The following is a 13,464-nucleotide window of genomic DNA, read 5'->3' as shown; positions in this document are numbered from 1 at the left end:
CTCCAATGCCGGCACCACGGAACCGTGCTCGACGCCGCGCCGCGCGATGACCGGGGTGATCCACAGGGCCCGCACCTGCTTGCGGTACTTGTCGTGGTCGTAGCCACGGTCGGCGTAGAGCGCGACCGGTCGTTCGTTGTCGGGGTCGTCCGCGCCCGCCGCGTACGGGCGGGACGGCCTGGATCAGGGGGATGAACTGGGTGACGTCGTTGCGGTTTCCGCCGGTCAGCGATACCGCCAGCAGGATGCCGTGCCCTTCAGTGATCAAATGGTGCTTGGAGCCTGTTCGGACATGGTCGACCGGGCTCGGTCCTGTTTCGGGCCGCCTTTGAGCGCCCTCACGTGCGAGCCGTCGATCACCGCCCTCGACCAGTCCAGCGCGCCGGCGGCGTTCAGCTCGGCCAGGAGTGACTCGTGCAGACCTGCCAGACTCCCGCGTCGTTCCAGTCACGCAGACGCCGCCAACAGGTCATGCCGGAGCCGAAGCCCAGCTCCTGGGGCAGGAACTCCCACGGAATGCCGGTGTACAGCACGAACAGGATGCCCGACAGCGCCCTCCGGTCGTCCAGACGCTTACTCACCCTTTCTCGGGCGCAGGCTGACAACCCATCAGACGCCAACACTTCAAGGTGAGTTGTCGCATCCTGTCAGGAATTCCGAGAGACGGCGCCGACGTCGGTCCGGGCGACGGACCACGGGTACGGGGTCGAGCGATAAGTACTACTCATTTACTGAGGTTGGCTCGCCAGGCTTGGCGGATCGCACACCGTTCAGTGATCTTTGATCGAAGGTGAGTAATCGCTCTAGCTGCGGTGATCGGGCTCTGCGGGGCGAGACCTGGCGATTCCTTGTGTCGACAGTGTTGCGATCGAGAAAAATAAGTATGCCTATCACCTTGACGCGGCCGCCCTCTTGCATCGATAAATGCCACTTATAAGTAGCGGGGTTCGGAGGAGGAACACCACAGATGAGACCCCTACGCATCGGAGCGGGGGCAGTGAAGGCGCTCGCAGCGGCGGCCGTCGTCTTCGCAGCCGTACTTCCTGCCCAACCTGCCTACGCGGCGACGACGAACTTCTATGTCGACCCGGTCAACGGCAGCGACAGCAACTCTGGAACCAGCACTGCCGCAGCGTTCAGGACCGTACAGGCCGCCCAGGCCGCGGTCCGGGCCGTCAACGCGAACATGTCCGACGACATCGTCGTGAACCTGCGCGGCGGCACCTACTCCCTCACGGCCCCCATCGCCTTCGGCACCAGCGACTCGGGCACGAACGGCCACACGGTCGTCTACCAGGCCTACAACGGGGAGACGCCCGTCATCACCGGTGGCAACGCGATCACCGGGTGGACCGCGTCGGCCAACGGCGAGTACAAGGCGTCCGTGGGCAGCCTCAACTTCCGGCAGCTGTACGTCAACGGGGTCCGCGCCACCCGGGCCCGCTTCCCCGACGTCGGCACGGACTTCCAGCTCCAGGGCAGCGACAAGCCCAACAAGCTGCTGAAGGTACTCAGCTCTCAGGTCTCCAACTGGGACCACCTCAGCCAGGTCGAGATGATGCTGGAAACGCAGTGGGGCGAGAGCTACCTGCGGCTGAAGTCGTTCAGCTCCGCCAACGGCATCGCCAACGTGTCGATCCAGGACCACGAGGCGGGCATCCTCTTCCCGCGACCCTGGCCCCAGCTCTCCGACGGCTCTCCCCTGCACTTCGAGAACGCCCACGAGTTCCTCAACGAACCGGGCGAGTTCTACGTCGACACGGCCGCGCAGACCGTCTACTACAAGCCCCGCCCCGGCGAGGACATGTCCACGGCCTCCGTGCAGGCGCCCACGATCAAGACACTCTTCGACATCAAGGGCACCAGCCTCGACAGTCCCGTCCATGACCTGCGCTTCTCGGGGATCAGCTTCACCGGGACCACCTGGATGGAAGCGACCGACAACGGCTACCTCAACGGCCAGGGCGGCAACTACAACCTCTCCGCCGACACGTCCAACCACCAGTACGTGGGCCGTCCTCCGGCCGGGGTCCAGGCGGCGGACGCCGACCGTGTCTCCTTCACCGGGAACACCTTCACGCAGATGGGGGCCACGGCCCTCGATCTGTCCCACGGTGTGCACGACAGCACCGTGACGGGCAACCTCGTCTACGACATCGCCGGCAACGGAATCATGGTCGGCAAGTTCTCCGACCCGACCGTGGAGATGCACACCATCTACAACCCGCCCACCTCACCGGCAGGTGAGGACACCCGGGAGGTGGTCAAGAACGTCACGGTGAAGGACAACCTGATCACCCAGATCGGTGAGGACTATCCGGGAACCGCGGGCATCGACGCGGGCTTCGTCAACAGCACCACCATCGACCACAACGACATCTCCGACGCTCCATGGGCCGGGATCTCGCTGGGCTGGGGCTGGCAGTCGGCGGCCAACGCCGAAGGCAACAACAGCGTCAGCTACAACCGGATCGGCAACGTGATGAACCGGCTCTGCGACTCCGGCGGCATCTACCACCTCTCCAACGACCCCGGCACGGTCATCAACGGCAACTACATCCACGACGTGCTGCGGACGCCGGCCGCCTGCGCCTCGGCCGTGCACGGCCTCTACACGGACGAGGGGTCGAACAACATGACCCTTTCGAACAACGTGCTGTCGCAGACGGACGGTTTCATCAACCAGAACGCCAACGGCTCCAACGTCACACTCACCAACAACACGACGTCCGGCGACTCGGTCATCAAGGCCTCCGGTCTCGAGTCCGCCTACCAGGGGCTGGCGGCGAAGCTCAACCTCGCCTACAACAAGCCGGCGTCCGCGTCGTCGGTCTACGGTTCGAACACGCCGGCCTCCAAGGCCGTCGACAACGACGGTACGACCGGCTGGTCGCCGACCGGCAGCGACACCTCGGCCTGGTGGCAGGTCGACCTGGGGCAGGCCTACCAGCTCGGACAGTTCTCCCTGACCACCCGTCAGGACCTGGACCAGTCCTCGACCCGGGGCAACTTCGAGGTCCGGGTGTCCAACGACCCGTCCTTCGCCACGTACACCGTCGTGGGACGCCAGACCAGCACCCTGCCGTTCGCCGCCACCCTCACCGGTGACATCAACGTCCGCCAGGCCTTCCGCTACGTCCGCGTCGCCAAGACCGACGGGGCGTACTTCTTCATCACGGACTTCGCCGTGCAGCGGGCGGGCGGGGCACTGGAGGACTCGACCGGCACGCCGAACACCAACCCGTCGACCTACTACGCGATCAAGAACGTCAACAGCGGCCTGGTGATGGACGTCAACGGCGGGTCCACCGCCGACGGCGCGAGCGTCATCCAGTGGCCGAACGCGGGCTCCGCCAACCAGCAGTGGACCATCGTTCCGGTCAGCGGGCAGCTCTGCAAGATCGTGAACAGGAACAGCGGCAAGGTCCTCGACCTGGGCTGGGCCAGCCACTGGAGGGGTACCGCGCTGCAGCAGAGCACCTACAACGGCAGCAACAACCAGCTGTGGTACTTCGAGCCGACCAGCGGTGGATACCTGATCCGCAACTTCGAGAGCAAGCAGGTCCTGGAGGTGAGCAACGGCTCGACCGCGAACGGGGCCACCATCGATCAGTACATGCCCCTGAACCAGTCCAACCAGGCTTGGACGATCCAGTGACAGGGTGACCGACGCAGGACTGCAGACGGTGGGGCAGGGGGCGACGGCCTCCCTGCCCCACCGTCCCCACGCACCGGCCACGCCGCACGGCGGGCGGTACCTGGGACATATCTGCGGCCCCCTGACCTCGCCGTTTCACTTGGGTACGGCCGGCTTTGAGGCGGAAACACGAAAGTGCCTTCCTGACCTGGGACGATGAACCTTGCTGAGGGGTTCTGTCGGTCCAGGCGGAGGGCACTTTCTACGTGCAGGCTATCGGGCTGCGTCCCAAGGTTCGTGTCAGCGCCGATGGTTCGGGGGTGGCCGGGCATGCCGGGGCACGGTTGCTGGCGGATCTTGCTGCTGCCACCGGGCTGACCGCCGCGTACTCCGCCGCTCTCAGGCCGAGGCTGCGCGCTCAGGCGGCGCCGACGCGAGCCAGTGGCTGCTGCTGCGCGACCGCACAGCGAAGCGCCAGTAACCGACGCACCAGCAGCAGCCACACTTCAGGAACGCGTCAGTCGCCCAAGACGCCCTCGAGGTAGTCCTGCACCGGCCCGTACAGGCCACGCGGAACCAGCCTGCGGCAATCGCCCTGCGAGGCCCAGACGACCCCTGTGACGGGAGTGTCTGATCAACGGCGGATCTGATGATCAAGGAGACGCGTCTGATGACGGAGACCGCCGTGGAGAACGAACTCTTGATTCCACACCGTGTCCTGCTGCGCGCGGGCGAGAACGGCGATCGCCCGGACCAGTTCAGAATCGGCGGGCAGCGGCCGGTGCACGTCGGCGTCCGGGACCCACCACATGGCTTCCGCAGCTGCCCCGTCGATAAGCTCTCTCGCGCCGCGACGATGTCCATCCGAGAGCACATGGCGCTGCCCACCGCACAGCGGAAACAGGGCTTCCCACCCGTAATATCGCTGAGTCGGAGCATACTGCGGCCAGAGCGTCCTTTCTGACGCGCCGCAACTGACCCAGCGAGGCTTCGCCAAGGCCAGGAACCCGAGGAGCGAGCGATGTCCGAAAGCACCACCCACACCACCGAGTTGACTTCGCACTACGTCAGCCAGATAACCAGCGACCTCGAACGCAACGCCAAGGAGCAGGAACGCATCACAACGGAACTCGCAGCGCTGCAAGAGCAGTTGGCCACGCTGCAGCGAGACCACACCGTCCTGCTCAACATGCGGCAGGCACTTGGTGCCCCGGCCTCCCCGCCCGAGCCGACCAGCGCCGGCAGCGCCACAGTGCCTTCCCCCAGGAAGAAGCCGGCGTCTGCGTCCGGCACACGCCCGTCGGCCAAGGAGGCACCGTCGCAACGCTCCCAGGGCAAGACGGAGGTCGCGAAGACGGCGCAGCCCACTCTGGTCGACCTCATCCACCAGCATGTGGCCGAGCAGAGCGAGCCCCGTTCCGCGGCGGAAATCGCCGAGGTACTCAGGCAGGCCCACACCGAGCGCACCATCGACACCAAGGTCGTGCGCACCACCCTCGAAAACCTGGTGGCCAAGAGCCGCATCCAGCGGACCAAGCAAGGCTCCTCGGTGTTCTACACCGCCGCCGGTACACCGGAACCGACGGCAGCATCCAAGGACGAGGTACAGCCCGAAACTACCGCATGAGCCTGATCCACGGCCGATCCCGGCGATGACGCCACGGCCTTGGTTCAGCGTCCCTGGCCACGGCGCTGGGCGGGACGCGCGGTGCGGCGCGGCCGGCGGGGCCGGTGCATTTGGCCGTCGGCCGGCTGGGCGGTGGGTGAGGAGAACCCGCCAGGGACAGCAGGCCGTGCAAGCACCGGCACCTGCGCCGCCGGCACCTGCCCGTCTTGCCGCTGATTCGCGCGTGAGGGCCGGGTGACGCGTGCCAGGACCCGGGCGTTGGGGATCAACGGGGCACACGCCTCGCAGACCTCTTCCAGCGTCCAGACGCGTCCTACAAGCAGATCGTGCTGGAGGACGAGGGCCACGCCGCCCGCGCAGTGGACAGCCGTGTCGGGGTGGGCGGCGCACTGCGAAGAGCCGCAGTGGCACCAGGCGTTGGCATGAACGGTAGCCACCCGCGCATGGGCGGCGGCGTGCTGAGCGGCGAACACCCGCAGCCCCGCCACGTCCTTGGAGCGGGGCGGCATCCGGCATGCCGCGGTGCTGCAGGTGACCGTGGCGGTCCGGTCGGCGTGCCCGGTCAAGCGGATCGTCCACACCCGGCCGGGGACACGCTCGCTAGAAGGCTCACTGGCAGCAGTCGTCACAGGCATCCGTTCCTGAAGGGATCAACGGCGGTGAAGCAGTCCACTATGAGCTACCCACCACCGGTGCGGCACCACCTTTGCACCGGCGCTTGGGGGCGCATTCAGCGTCGTGGGGATGCCGGGCACTACTACGGAAGCCGAGACCGACCGGGGTTCCGGAGCGTGGGAGCATGCCTGAACCCGGCCGAAAAGCCGGGGTCACAGGACGTGCTCGTGATCGTGAAGGGGCGGTCTGTCGGCGACGCTTGAAATGTGAGCCGATTCCGGCGGGTGAAAAATGACCCCCGCTGCGTCAGTTGATGCTGGTCATTCCCCGCTGTTGGCCGCGGGAACCCGTCCGAGGTCGCGGCCCCGCATGCGGTAGCTGTCGCCCTTCAGCGAGATCATCTCGGCGTGGTGGACGAGTCGGTCGATCATCGCGGCGGCGACGGTGTCGTCGCCGAAGAGCTCACCCCAGCGCCCGAAGGGCTTGTTTCTGGTCACGATCACCGAGGCTCGTTCGTAGCGGCCCGAGATGAACTGGAAGAACAGGTTCGCCGCCTCGGGCTCGAAGGGGATGTAGCCCACTTCGTCGACCACGATCAGCGGGATCCGTCCCAGCGGGGTCAACTCGTCACTCAGACGACCTGCTTGATGGGCCTCGGCGAGGCGGGTGACCCACTGGGCGGCGGTGCCGAAAGCGACCCGGTGGCCGGCCTGGCAGGCCCGGATGCCGAGTCCGGTGGCGAGGTGGGTCTTGCCCGTGCCGAGTGGCCCCAGATCTGGGTGATCCGGTCGTGCTTGCTGCCGCTGTAGAACGGGGCGCACTGGCGGTCGTCTCCCACGACGATGATGCGCGGCGCGAGCCAGAGCAACAGGAGGCCGTCCAGGCCCACTTGGCTTGCTTCATCAACGATGACGACGTCGAAGGAGTCCGGTTCGGGGCTGATCGTTTCCGCCACACGGCTCAACGGCATGATCCACGCCGGTACTGCTCCTTGCGCTGTCTGCATGGCTGAGCGTGCGTGGCGCTGGTGGCGTTTGCCGTACCCGGTGGTTCCCTGGCCTGCGTTGGCTACAGCGCTGGCGTAGGCGGCCAGGGCTTGTTTGTGTTTGGTGGTCATGCGGCTGACGCAGTGATGTGCCGCGTGGTCGCAGACCAGTTGTTCCACTAGGCCGTGCAGCCGGGCTTCGATCTGGGCCAGTTCGCCTTCCAGTTGTTCTTCGCGTCCGTGGAGCAGATGGGTTTCCAGGAAACCCTGGGCCTGGCGCCAGGCCCAGGCCTGGGGCAGGACTGCGAATGGGGAGCGCCAGTGGGAGGCGAGGGGATCGCCGGCGAAGTCCTTGGCGAGGTCGGGGTGGGCCTCGGCAAGGCACTGGAAGAGTTTCCCGGTCTCGCGCCGGTCTGCCTCACGCTGGTACGCCGAGGCCAGGGCATCGATCGGGCGGGCCTGGATGGTGGCCTGGCGGATGTCTCGCCACTGCTCGGTGGTGGTGACCGGTGTCCGGATGCCGTCGGCCAGCAGGGCTGTGTGGACCTGACGGATGACCTGTACGCAGGTGTCGATGACCTGCAGAACGACGGCCCGGTCCAGGAGTTCGGACGTAAGCAGTTCGGCGGTGTCCTGTCCGACGGCCGATCCGGCTTCGGTCCACCGCCCGCGCAGGGTGCGGGCGTGTGCGCGCATCTCCAGATGGCGTACGACCGCGGTGATGTGCTCTCTGCCTGCGGGTTCCATGCCTTCCACCCGGCACTGTTCGAGAAGGAAACGGGCTTGTTTGACGACAGTCGGCCGCGGCCATCACGTAGTTCAGTTTTCCGGTGCGCAGGACGTGCTGTTCGAGATTACGGCCCGCGGTCAGGAGCTCCTTCTACTCGCTTCCGGAGAGGCGGGGGATCTCCGCCTTCAGGAAGGAGGCGGCGGCTATCTCGTCATGGGTCTGCTGCGCACGCTGCGGCCGACCTTCTTCAGGTCCGCGACCCCGGCGATGCCGCGGATGATCGTCAGGAAGACGATCGGTCCGATCAGCATCTTCATCGCGGTAATGAACGTCGTACCGATCGGCTCCATGCCGGTGGCCAGATCCGGCCACCGCCAGCCCAGCACGATGCCGATCACGATCGCCACCAGCACCTGCACGTACAACTGCCGGTACCACGGCTTCGCCGCGATACGCGCGGCCTGCTCGGCTCGTCCGTTGCCCGGGGCATGCGTCATTGCAGCCTCCCTGATCGCGCGGCATCGAGCCCGATCGGTCCGCGCAGCTTGCGCCACAGTGATGTGGTGGTCGGCGCGAGTCCGGCGTAGGAGGCCAGGTGGGCGACGGTGGGGAAGCTGGTGCCGTCGCCAGCGGTGACCAGCAGGACGGCAGCGGCCCTGAGCCTCCTCCCCCGTCAGCTGACCGCGACGGCGCGCCGCCACCCGACGCCCGGCCGCCGGAGCGTCCTGTTGGTTGCGACCTCGCCTGCCGGGCCCGGGGGCACGACCGGGCGCCAGCGCCCCGGACGCGGATGTGGACTCCGGGCGGGCCGCGGTGCGTGGCCCGCCCGGAGTCCCCGCCGGCCGGCGGTTGCCCTGCGCGTCAGACGACCATCCACTGCTGGTTGGCGCCGGCGGTGCATGTTGCCTGGTCCAGGGCGGCGCCGTTGGCGGTCGACGCCCCGGCGACCTCCAGGCACTTGCCGCTGCCCACGTTGGTGAAGCTGACGTAGCCGCCGATCACCGCCGTCCTCGTCCACAGCTGGTGCGAGGCCCCGGAGCACGTCGACTGGACGGCCACCGCACCGTCCGCGGTGGAGGCGCCGGAGATCTGCAGACACTTGCCGCTGTTGACGTTGACGAGCTCGTAGTTGGAGCCCACGGCGGTGGGCACCCACTGCTGGTTGGCCCCGGAGTTGCAGTTGCCGGAGTTCACCGCCGCCCCGTCTGCCGTGCTCAGGGACCAGACATCCGCGCACTTGGCACTGTTGCGGTTCAGCAGGTGGTTGTTCGAGGCCTCGAGCGGACTGGCGAGGAGCGGCCAGCCGCCCGCGAAGGTCACCTGCCGGATGTCGAGGGTCTCCTGCCCGGAGTTGTCGCCGTCGTAGTAGTGGTAGGCGAGGAACTTGGACGTGCCGTCGTCGTAGGCGTCGGCGCCACCGGCGGCCACCCTGGGGTAGGCGCCGGTCAGGACGGTGGTCCCGCCGCCGGAGGCCATGTCGGTGCCGTTCTGGTCCAGGTACGGCCCGGTGATGCTGCTGGAGCGGCCGACCACGGTGTAGTAGGTGCTGTTGACGCCGCTGCAGCAGGTGCCCTTGGAGCCGAAGAGGTAGTAGTAGCCGCCGTTGAGAATGATCGTCGGGTTCTCTATGCCGACGGCGATGTGCCACAGGTTGTTGTCGGTGGTGGACAGCTTGCCCGTGGTCTGGTCCAGGACGTGCATGTACGTGCCGCTGCCGGTCCAGGAGCCCCAGGAAATGTACAGCCGGCCGTCCGGTCCCCAGTCGACGTTGGGGTCGATCGGGTAGTTGACGTCCGTGACCGTGCCCTGGTCGGTCCAGGGGCCCTCGATGTTCGTGGCGGTGGCCAGGCCCATCACCGCGTAGTTCGAGCCCCAGAGCGAACCGGCGTAGTACAGGTGGTAGACGCCGTTGAAGTACTTGATGTCCGGGGCCCAGATGTTCGGCGGGGTCGAACCGAGCTTGGCGGTGATCCAGGACGGGGTCGACGACCAGACGTTGCCGACCTTGGTCCATCCGGAGGCCGCGGTGCCGGCGCACGTCTTGCGAAGGGTGATGGATCCGCTGGGGTTGAGCGGGTCGTTCTCGAATCCGGTGGAGAAGCCGTAGTAGCAGCTGCCCACCTTGATGACGCTCGGGTCGTGCATGCGGAGATCACCGCTGAGTGCCTGTGCGGGGGAGGCGGTGTTCAAGCCGAGAACCGTCAGGAGGGTGACGACGATCGTGGCGAGGACGGAGCGCTGTCGATGTCCGCCTCTTCCGGGGCGGGACTCATCGGCGGCGTGATGGCTGCTCATGCGAGACTCCTTTGTTTCGCTGGGGTGTTGGCGCGAACCGACCGGGATCATGGACCGGTCAGTGTGAGTCGGAGCCGGGATACGGCCGTCGGGTGGTGGTGGTCCCGGTCGGCAGGGTGCTCACGCCTCCGTCAGGCCACTCGATCCGTCCGGTGGCCCCCGTGGGCACGGTCGTTTCGACGGTGAGATGCGCTTCCTGCAGCTCCCATCGGATCGCCGTGCGGCCGTACGGTGACTCGTGGGCGGCGCTCGCCCACGTGAGGCCGCCGCCCGGTCGCGGGCGGAAGACGATGTCCCGGTAGCCCGGCGCACCCATGGTCAGCCCGGCGACGGTGGTGTGCAGCCACTGGGCGACGGCGCCGAGGGCGTAGTGGTTGAACGAGGTCATCTCGCCGGGATTGACGGTGCCGTCGGGCAGCATGCTGTCCCAGCGTTCCCAGATGGTGGTGGCGTCGTGTTTCAGCGCGTACAGCCACGAGGGGCACTCCTGCTGGAGGAGCAGGGCGTAGGCGGTGTCGTCATGGTGCGTGGCGCTCAGCGCGGGTGCCACGAGCGGAGTACCGATGAAGCCGGTCTGGATGGTGTGCCCGCCCGCCGCGACCAGTTCGGCCAGGCGGTGTCCCGCGGCGGCCCGGGACTCCGCGTCGGGGAGAAGCTCGAACTGTAGGGCGACGGCGTACGCGGTCTGGGTGTCGCTGGTCATGCGGCCGTCGGGCAGCAGGTACGCGTCGGCGAACGCCTGTTGGACGCGTCGCGCGAGTTCCCCGTAGTGGTCCCGGTCGTCCTCGCGCCCCAAGACGTCGGCGGTCCATGCCACATGCCGCAGGGACCAGGCGTAGTACGCCGTGGCGATGAGGTGGCGGTCGGTGCGGCCGGCGCTGGGATCCTCGGGGGGTGCGAACGGGTCCAACCAGTCGCCGAGTTGGTAGCCGCGGTCCCACAGGCCTGACGCACCGGCGAGTTCGGTGATGAGGTCGACCCATCGCCGTGCGCTCTCGTACTGGGCGGCGAGCAGAGCGGTGTCGCCCGAGGCGCGGTAGAGATCCCACGGAGTGAGTGCCACGACGTCGCCCCAGCCGGCGCCCGGTCTGGCGGGGGTCCACTGCTCACCGCCCGGGATCTCGGGTACGTACCAGGGGACGGTCCCGTCGTCGTGCTGTTCCACGGCGACGTCTCGCAGCCAGGAGGCGAGCATGCCGTGGCAGTCGTACAGGAAGGCGGCCGTGGGCGCGAAGACCTGGATGTCACCGGTCCAGCCGAGCCGCTCGTCGCGTTGCGGGCAGTCGGTGGGAAGGTCGACGAAGTTGCCGCGCAGGCTCCACACCACGTTCTCGTGCAGGCGGTTGACCTGCTCGTTGGAGCATTCGAACCAGCCGGTGCGGGCCATGTCGGTGTGGTGGACGCGGGCGGTGACGTCGCGGTGAGGATCGCCGCCGCGCCAGCCGGTGATCTCCGCGTAGCGGAAGCCGTGGAGGGTGAAGCGCGGCTCCCAGGTCTCGGGGGCGCTGCCGCGCAGGGTGTACCGGTCGGTGGACACCGCATCGCGCAGCGGGCGCACGCACAGCTCTCCGTCCTGGAGGACCTCGGCGTGGCGGATGACGACGGTGTGCCCGGCCGGACCTGACACGGTGATGCAAACCCTGCCGACCAGGTTCTGTCCGAAGTCCACCAGGAACCGGTCGCCGTCGAGGGCGGTCACCAGCACAGGGCTGATCTCCTGTGTGCAGCGCACCGGCGGGCCGGTGGGGGCGACCAGAGTCGCCGGGTCCCGGTCGACGATGTCCACCGGCGACCAGTCGCCGTCGTCGAACCCCGGACTCGACCAGCCGGGCACTTCCTCGCGCGCGTCGTAGGTCTCGCCGTCGAGCAGTCCCGAGGAGAGGACGGGGCCCTGGCCGGTGCGCCAGGAGGTGTCGGTGGCGACGACGGTGACGGTTCCGTCGCGGTGGACGATCTCCAGCTGGGCGATGAGTGCGACCCGGTCGCCGTAGAGGTCGTCGTGGCCGCCGCCGAAGCCCAGCCGTCCCCGGTACCAGCCGTCGGCCAGCCACGCGCCGATGGCGTTGCCGCCGGCGCGCAGGTGGTCGGTGACGTCATGGGTCTGATAGCGCAGCCGATGGTGGTAGCTGGTCCAGCCGGGCGCGAGGGCGTGGTCGCCGACCCGTCGGCCGTTGATCTCGATCTCGTACAGGCCGTGGGCGGTAACGTACAGCCGTGCGCGCTCGACGTCCGCGGCGACGGCGAACTCCTTGCGCAGCAGGGGCGGTCGGCGCTGGGCGCCCGGTCTCTCCGGCATCTCCGGCCGGTGTGGCTCGTGCGGCGAGACCGCGCGGGCCGTCCAGTCCTTCGGTGTCAGCAGACCCGTCTCGATCCGCAGCGGTTGACTCCAGTCGCTGGTCACCTGGTCGGTTCCGCGGACCCGCACCCTGACCTCGCAGGCTTCCCTGGACGCCAGTGGCCGCAGGGGCCAGGGGACGAGCACGGAGTCCCGGGAGGTCAGCCAGTCCGTGCGGCACGTCCCGTCGGCGCGGGTGGCCTCGATCTGGTGCGCCTGCTGCGTCCAGCCGGCGGGTGCTGTGGTCTTCCAGGAGATCCGGGGCGACGACTCGCCGATGCCGAACGGCTCCCGATGATGTTCCGCGGTCGGGACATCCACCGCGGGGGTCCGCGCGTCGCTCATCCTTTCACCGCCCCGGCGGTCAGGCCCTTGATGATGCGCTGGTTGATCAGCAGGTAGAGCACCAGGGCGCCGACCACGTTGATGCTGATCGCGGCGAACAGCGGTCCGTAGGCCGTCTCGCCGTACTGCCCGGTGAAGTTGAGCAGCCCCACCTGGATGGTGCGCAGGCTGTCGTCGGTGGTGAAAGTGAGCGAGACGAGCAGGTCGTTCCAGATGAAGAAGAACTGCACCAGCGCGACCGTGAAGACGGCGTTGCGGACGACGGGGAATCCGATCCGCCAGAACGCGGTGAGCATGCTCGCCCCGTCGAGGGTGGCGGCTTCGAACATCTCGCGCGGGACGGCCCGGAAGTAGGTGGCCATCATGAAGACGGTGAGCGGGAGGCCGACCGCGGTGTAGGTGATGATCAGCGGCCACATCGTGCCGGAGAGCCCGCTCTGGAAGTACACCCTGAACAGGGGCAGCAGGATCATCTGGCTGGGCACCATGATGCCCAGCAGGAAGACGAGGAGGACCTGGTGGCGTCCACGCCAGATCATGACCTCCAGGGCGAAGCCGGCGGCGGTGCCGAGGACGATGATGAGGACGAGCGAGGGCGCGGTGGCCATCAGGCTGTTGCGGATGTAGAGGCCGACGTGCCCGCTCGTCCAGGCGTCGGCGTAGTTGTGCAGGTCCCACTTGCCCGGCAGCGACCAGGCGGGGTCGTTGACGAACTCGGACTGGGTCTTGAAGGAGCTCAGCAGCAGCCACAGCAGCGGCGCCACCTCGACGACGACCAGCAGGGCGACGAGCAAGTTCCGCGTCAGGCGCCGGGCGTACGCTCCCCCTCGGTCGGTACCCGGCCGGGGACGGGCCAGTTTTTCCCGCGGCGGTGCCGTCAGGGTGTCGGTCATGG

Annotated in this window: 9 protein-coding genes and 3 pseudogenes; 4 read left to right on the top strand and 8 right to left on the bottom strand. The window is 67.8% G+C overall.

Annotated elements, in window-relative coordinates; genetic code table 11:
• Nucleotides 1-18: 18 nt before the first annotated feature.
• Nucleotides 19-569, bottom strand: a pseudogene (locus OHB00_RS41475) (IS5 family transposase); the annotation flags it as partial.
• 398 nt (nucleotides 570-967) lie between these two features.
• On the opposite strand from OHB00_RS41475, the gene OHB00_RS41470 reads away from it, so the two are divergent.
• From OHB00_RS41470 to OHB00_RS41455, 4 genes and pseudogenes are all read left to right on the top strand, one after another.
• Nucleotides 968-3,658: an RICIN domain-containing protein gene (locus OHB00_RS41470; protein ID WP_406442831.1), complete on the top strand. Its 2,691-nt coding sequence runs from the start codon at nucleotides 968-970 to the stop codon at nucleotides 3,656-3,658.
• A 215-nt stretch (nucleotides 3,659-3,873) separates the two neighbouring features.
• Nucleotides 3,874-4,038 (top strand): annotated as a pseudogene (locus tag OHB00_RS41465) (IS1380 family transposase); the annotation flags it as partial.
• Nucleotides 4,039-4,307: 269 nt separating this feature from the next.
• Nucleotides 4,308-4,601 carry a hypothetical protein gene (locus OHB00_RS41460; protein ID WP_406446392.1) on the top strand — a complete coding sequence of 98 codons (294 nt, stop codon included), beginning with the start codon at nucleotides 4,308-4,310 and terminating at the stop codon, nucleotides 4,599-4,601.
• Between the two features lie 57 nt (nucleotides 4,602-4,658).
• Nucleotides 4,659-5,264, top strand: a complete 606-nt coding sequence (locus OHB00_RS41455; RefSeq protein WP_406442830.1) for a hypothetical protein — start codon at nucleotides 4,659-4,661, stop codon at nucleotides 5,262-5,264.
• Nucleotides 5,265-6,199: 935 nt separating this feature from the next.
• On the opposite strand, the gene OHB00_RS41450 is transcribed toward OHB00_RS41455, so the two are convergent.
• The 7 genes and pseudogenes from OHB00_RS41450 to OHB00_RS41420 form a co-directional block, all read right to left on the bottom strand.
• Nucleotides 6,200-6,604 (bottom strand): ATP-binding protein, encoded by a 405-nt coding sequence (locus OHB00_RS41450; protein WP_406446202.1) that lies wholly within the window; start codon nucleotides 6,602-6,604, stop codon nucleotides 6,200-6,202.
• Nucleotides 6,511-7,611, bottom strand: a complete 1,101-nt coding sequence (locus OHB00_RS41445) for a hypothetical protein (RefSeq protein WP_406442828.1) — start codon at nucleotides 7,609-7,611, stop codon at nucleotides 6,511-6,513. The genes OHB00_RS41450 and OHB00_RS41445 overlap by 94 nt, the downstream gene beginning before the upstream one ends.
• A 186-nt stretch (nucleotides 7,612-7,797) precedes the next feature.
• On the bottom strand, nucleotides 7,798-8,091 hold the full coding sequence (locus OHB00_RS41440) for a cation:dicarboxylate symporter family transporter (RefSeq protein ID WP_406442827.1): 294 nt from the start codon (nucleotides 8,089-8,091) through the stop codon (nucleotides 7,798-7,800).
• Nucleotides 8,091-8,264: pseudogene (locus OHB00_RS41435) on the bottom strand (transposase); the annotation flags it as partial. The gene OHB00_RS41440 and the pseudogene OHB00_RS41435, both read right to left, overlap by 1 nt.
• A 191-nt stretch (nucleotides 8,265-8,455) precedes the next feature.
• Entirely contained in the window at nucleotides 8,456-9,889 is a 1,434-nt protein-coding gene (locus OHB00_RS41430) for a family 43 glycosylhydrolase (protein ID WP_406442826.1), read from the bottom strand.
• Between the two features lie 58 nt (nucleotides 9,890-9,947).
• A complete protein-coding gene (locus OHB00_RS41425) occupies nucleotides 9,948-12,569 on the bottom strand; it encodes a family 78 glycoside hydrolase catalytic domain (protein ID WP_406442825.1) in 2,622 nt (873 codons plus the stop codon).
• Nucleotides 12,566-13,462, bottom strand: coding sequence for a carbohydrate ABC transporter permease (locus tag OHB00_RS41420; protein WP_406442823.1), 897 nt, complete (start codon nucleotides 13,460-13,462; stop codon nucleotides 12,566-12,568). The genes OHB00_RS41425 and OHB00_RS41420 overlap by 4 nt, the downstream gene beginning before the upstream one ends.
• Nucleotides 13,463-13,464 lie beyond the last annotated feature (2 nt).

Source organism: Streptomyces sp. NBC_00631 (assembly GCF_045206895.1).
In the GTDB taxonomy this organism is placed as follows: domain Bacteria; phylum Actinomycetota; class Actinomycetes; order Streptomycetales; family Streptomycetaceae; genus Streptomyces.
This window is presented reverse-complemented; position numbering and strand designations above follow the sequence as displayed.

What these genes read in the sequence shown, in the direction of transcription:
- OHB00_RS41430 (WP_406442826.1), bottom strand. Translation starts at nt 9,889, where the DNA reads ATGAGCAGCCATCACGCCGCCGATGAGTCCCGCCCCGGAAGAGGCGGA.
- OHB00_RS41420 (WP_406442823.1), bottom strand. Translation starts at nt 13,462, where the DNA reads ATGACCGACACCCTGACGGCACCGCCGCGGGAAAAACTGGCCCGTCCC.
- OHB00_RS41460 (WP_406446392.1), top strand. Translation starts at nt 4,308, where the DNA reads ATGACGGAGACCGCCGTGGAGAACGAACTCTTGATTCCACACCGTGTC.
- OHB00_RS41470 (WP_406442831.1), top strand. Translation starts at nt 968, where the DNA reads ATGAGACCCCTACGCATCGGAGCGGGGGCAGTGAAGGCGCTCGCAGCG.
- OHB00_RS41455 (WP_406442830.1), top strand. Translation starts at nt 4,659, where the DNA reads ATGTCCGAAAGCACCACCCACACCACCGAGTTGACTTCGCACTACGTC.
- OHB00_RS41445 (WP_406442828.1), bottom strand. Translation starts at nt 7,611, where the DNA reads ATGGAACCCGCAGGCAGAGAGCACATCACCGCGGTCGTACGCCATCTG.
- OHB00_RS41440 (WP_406442827.1), bottom strand. Translation starts at nt 8,091, where the DNA reads ATGACGCATGCCCCGGGCAACGGACGAGCCGAGCAGGCCGCGCGTATC.
- OHB00_RS41425 (WP_406442825.1), bottom strand. Translation starts at nt 12,569, where the DNA reads ATGAGCGACGCGCGGACCCCCGCGGTGGATGTCCCGACCGCGGAACAT.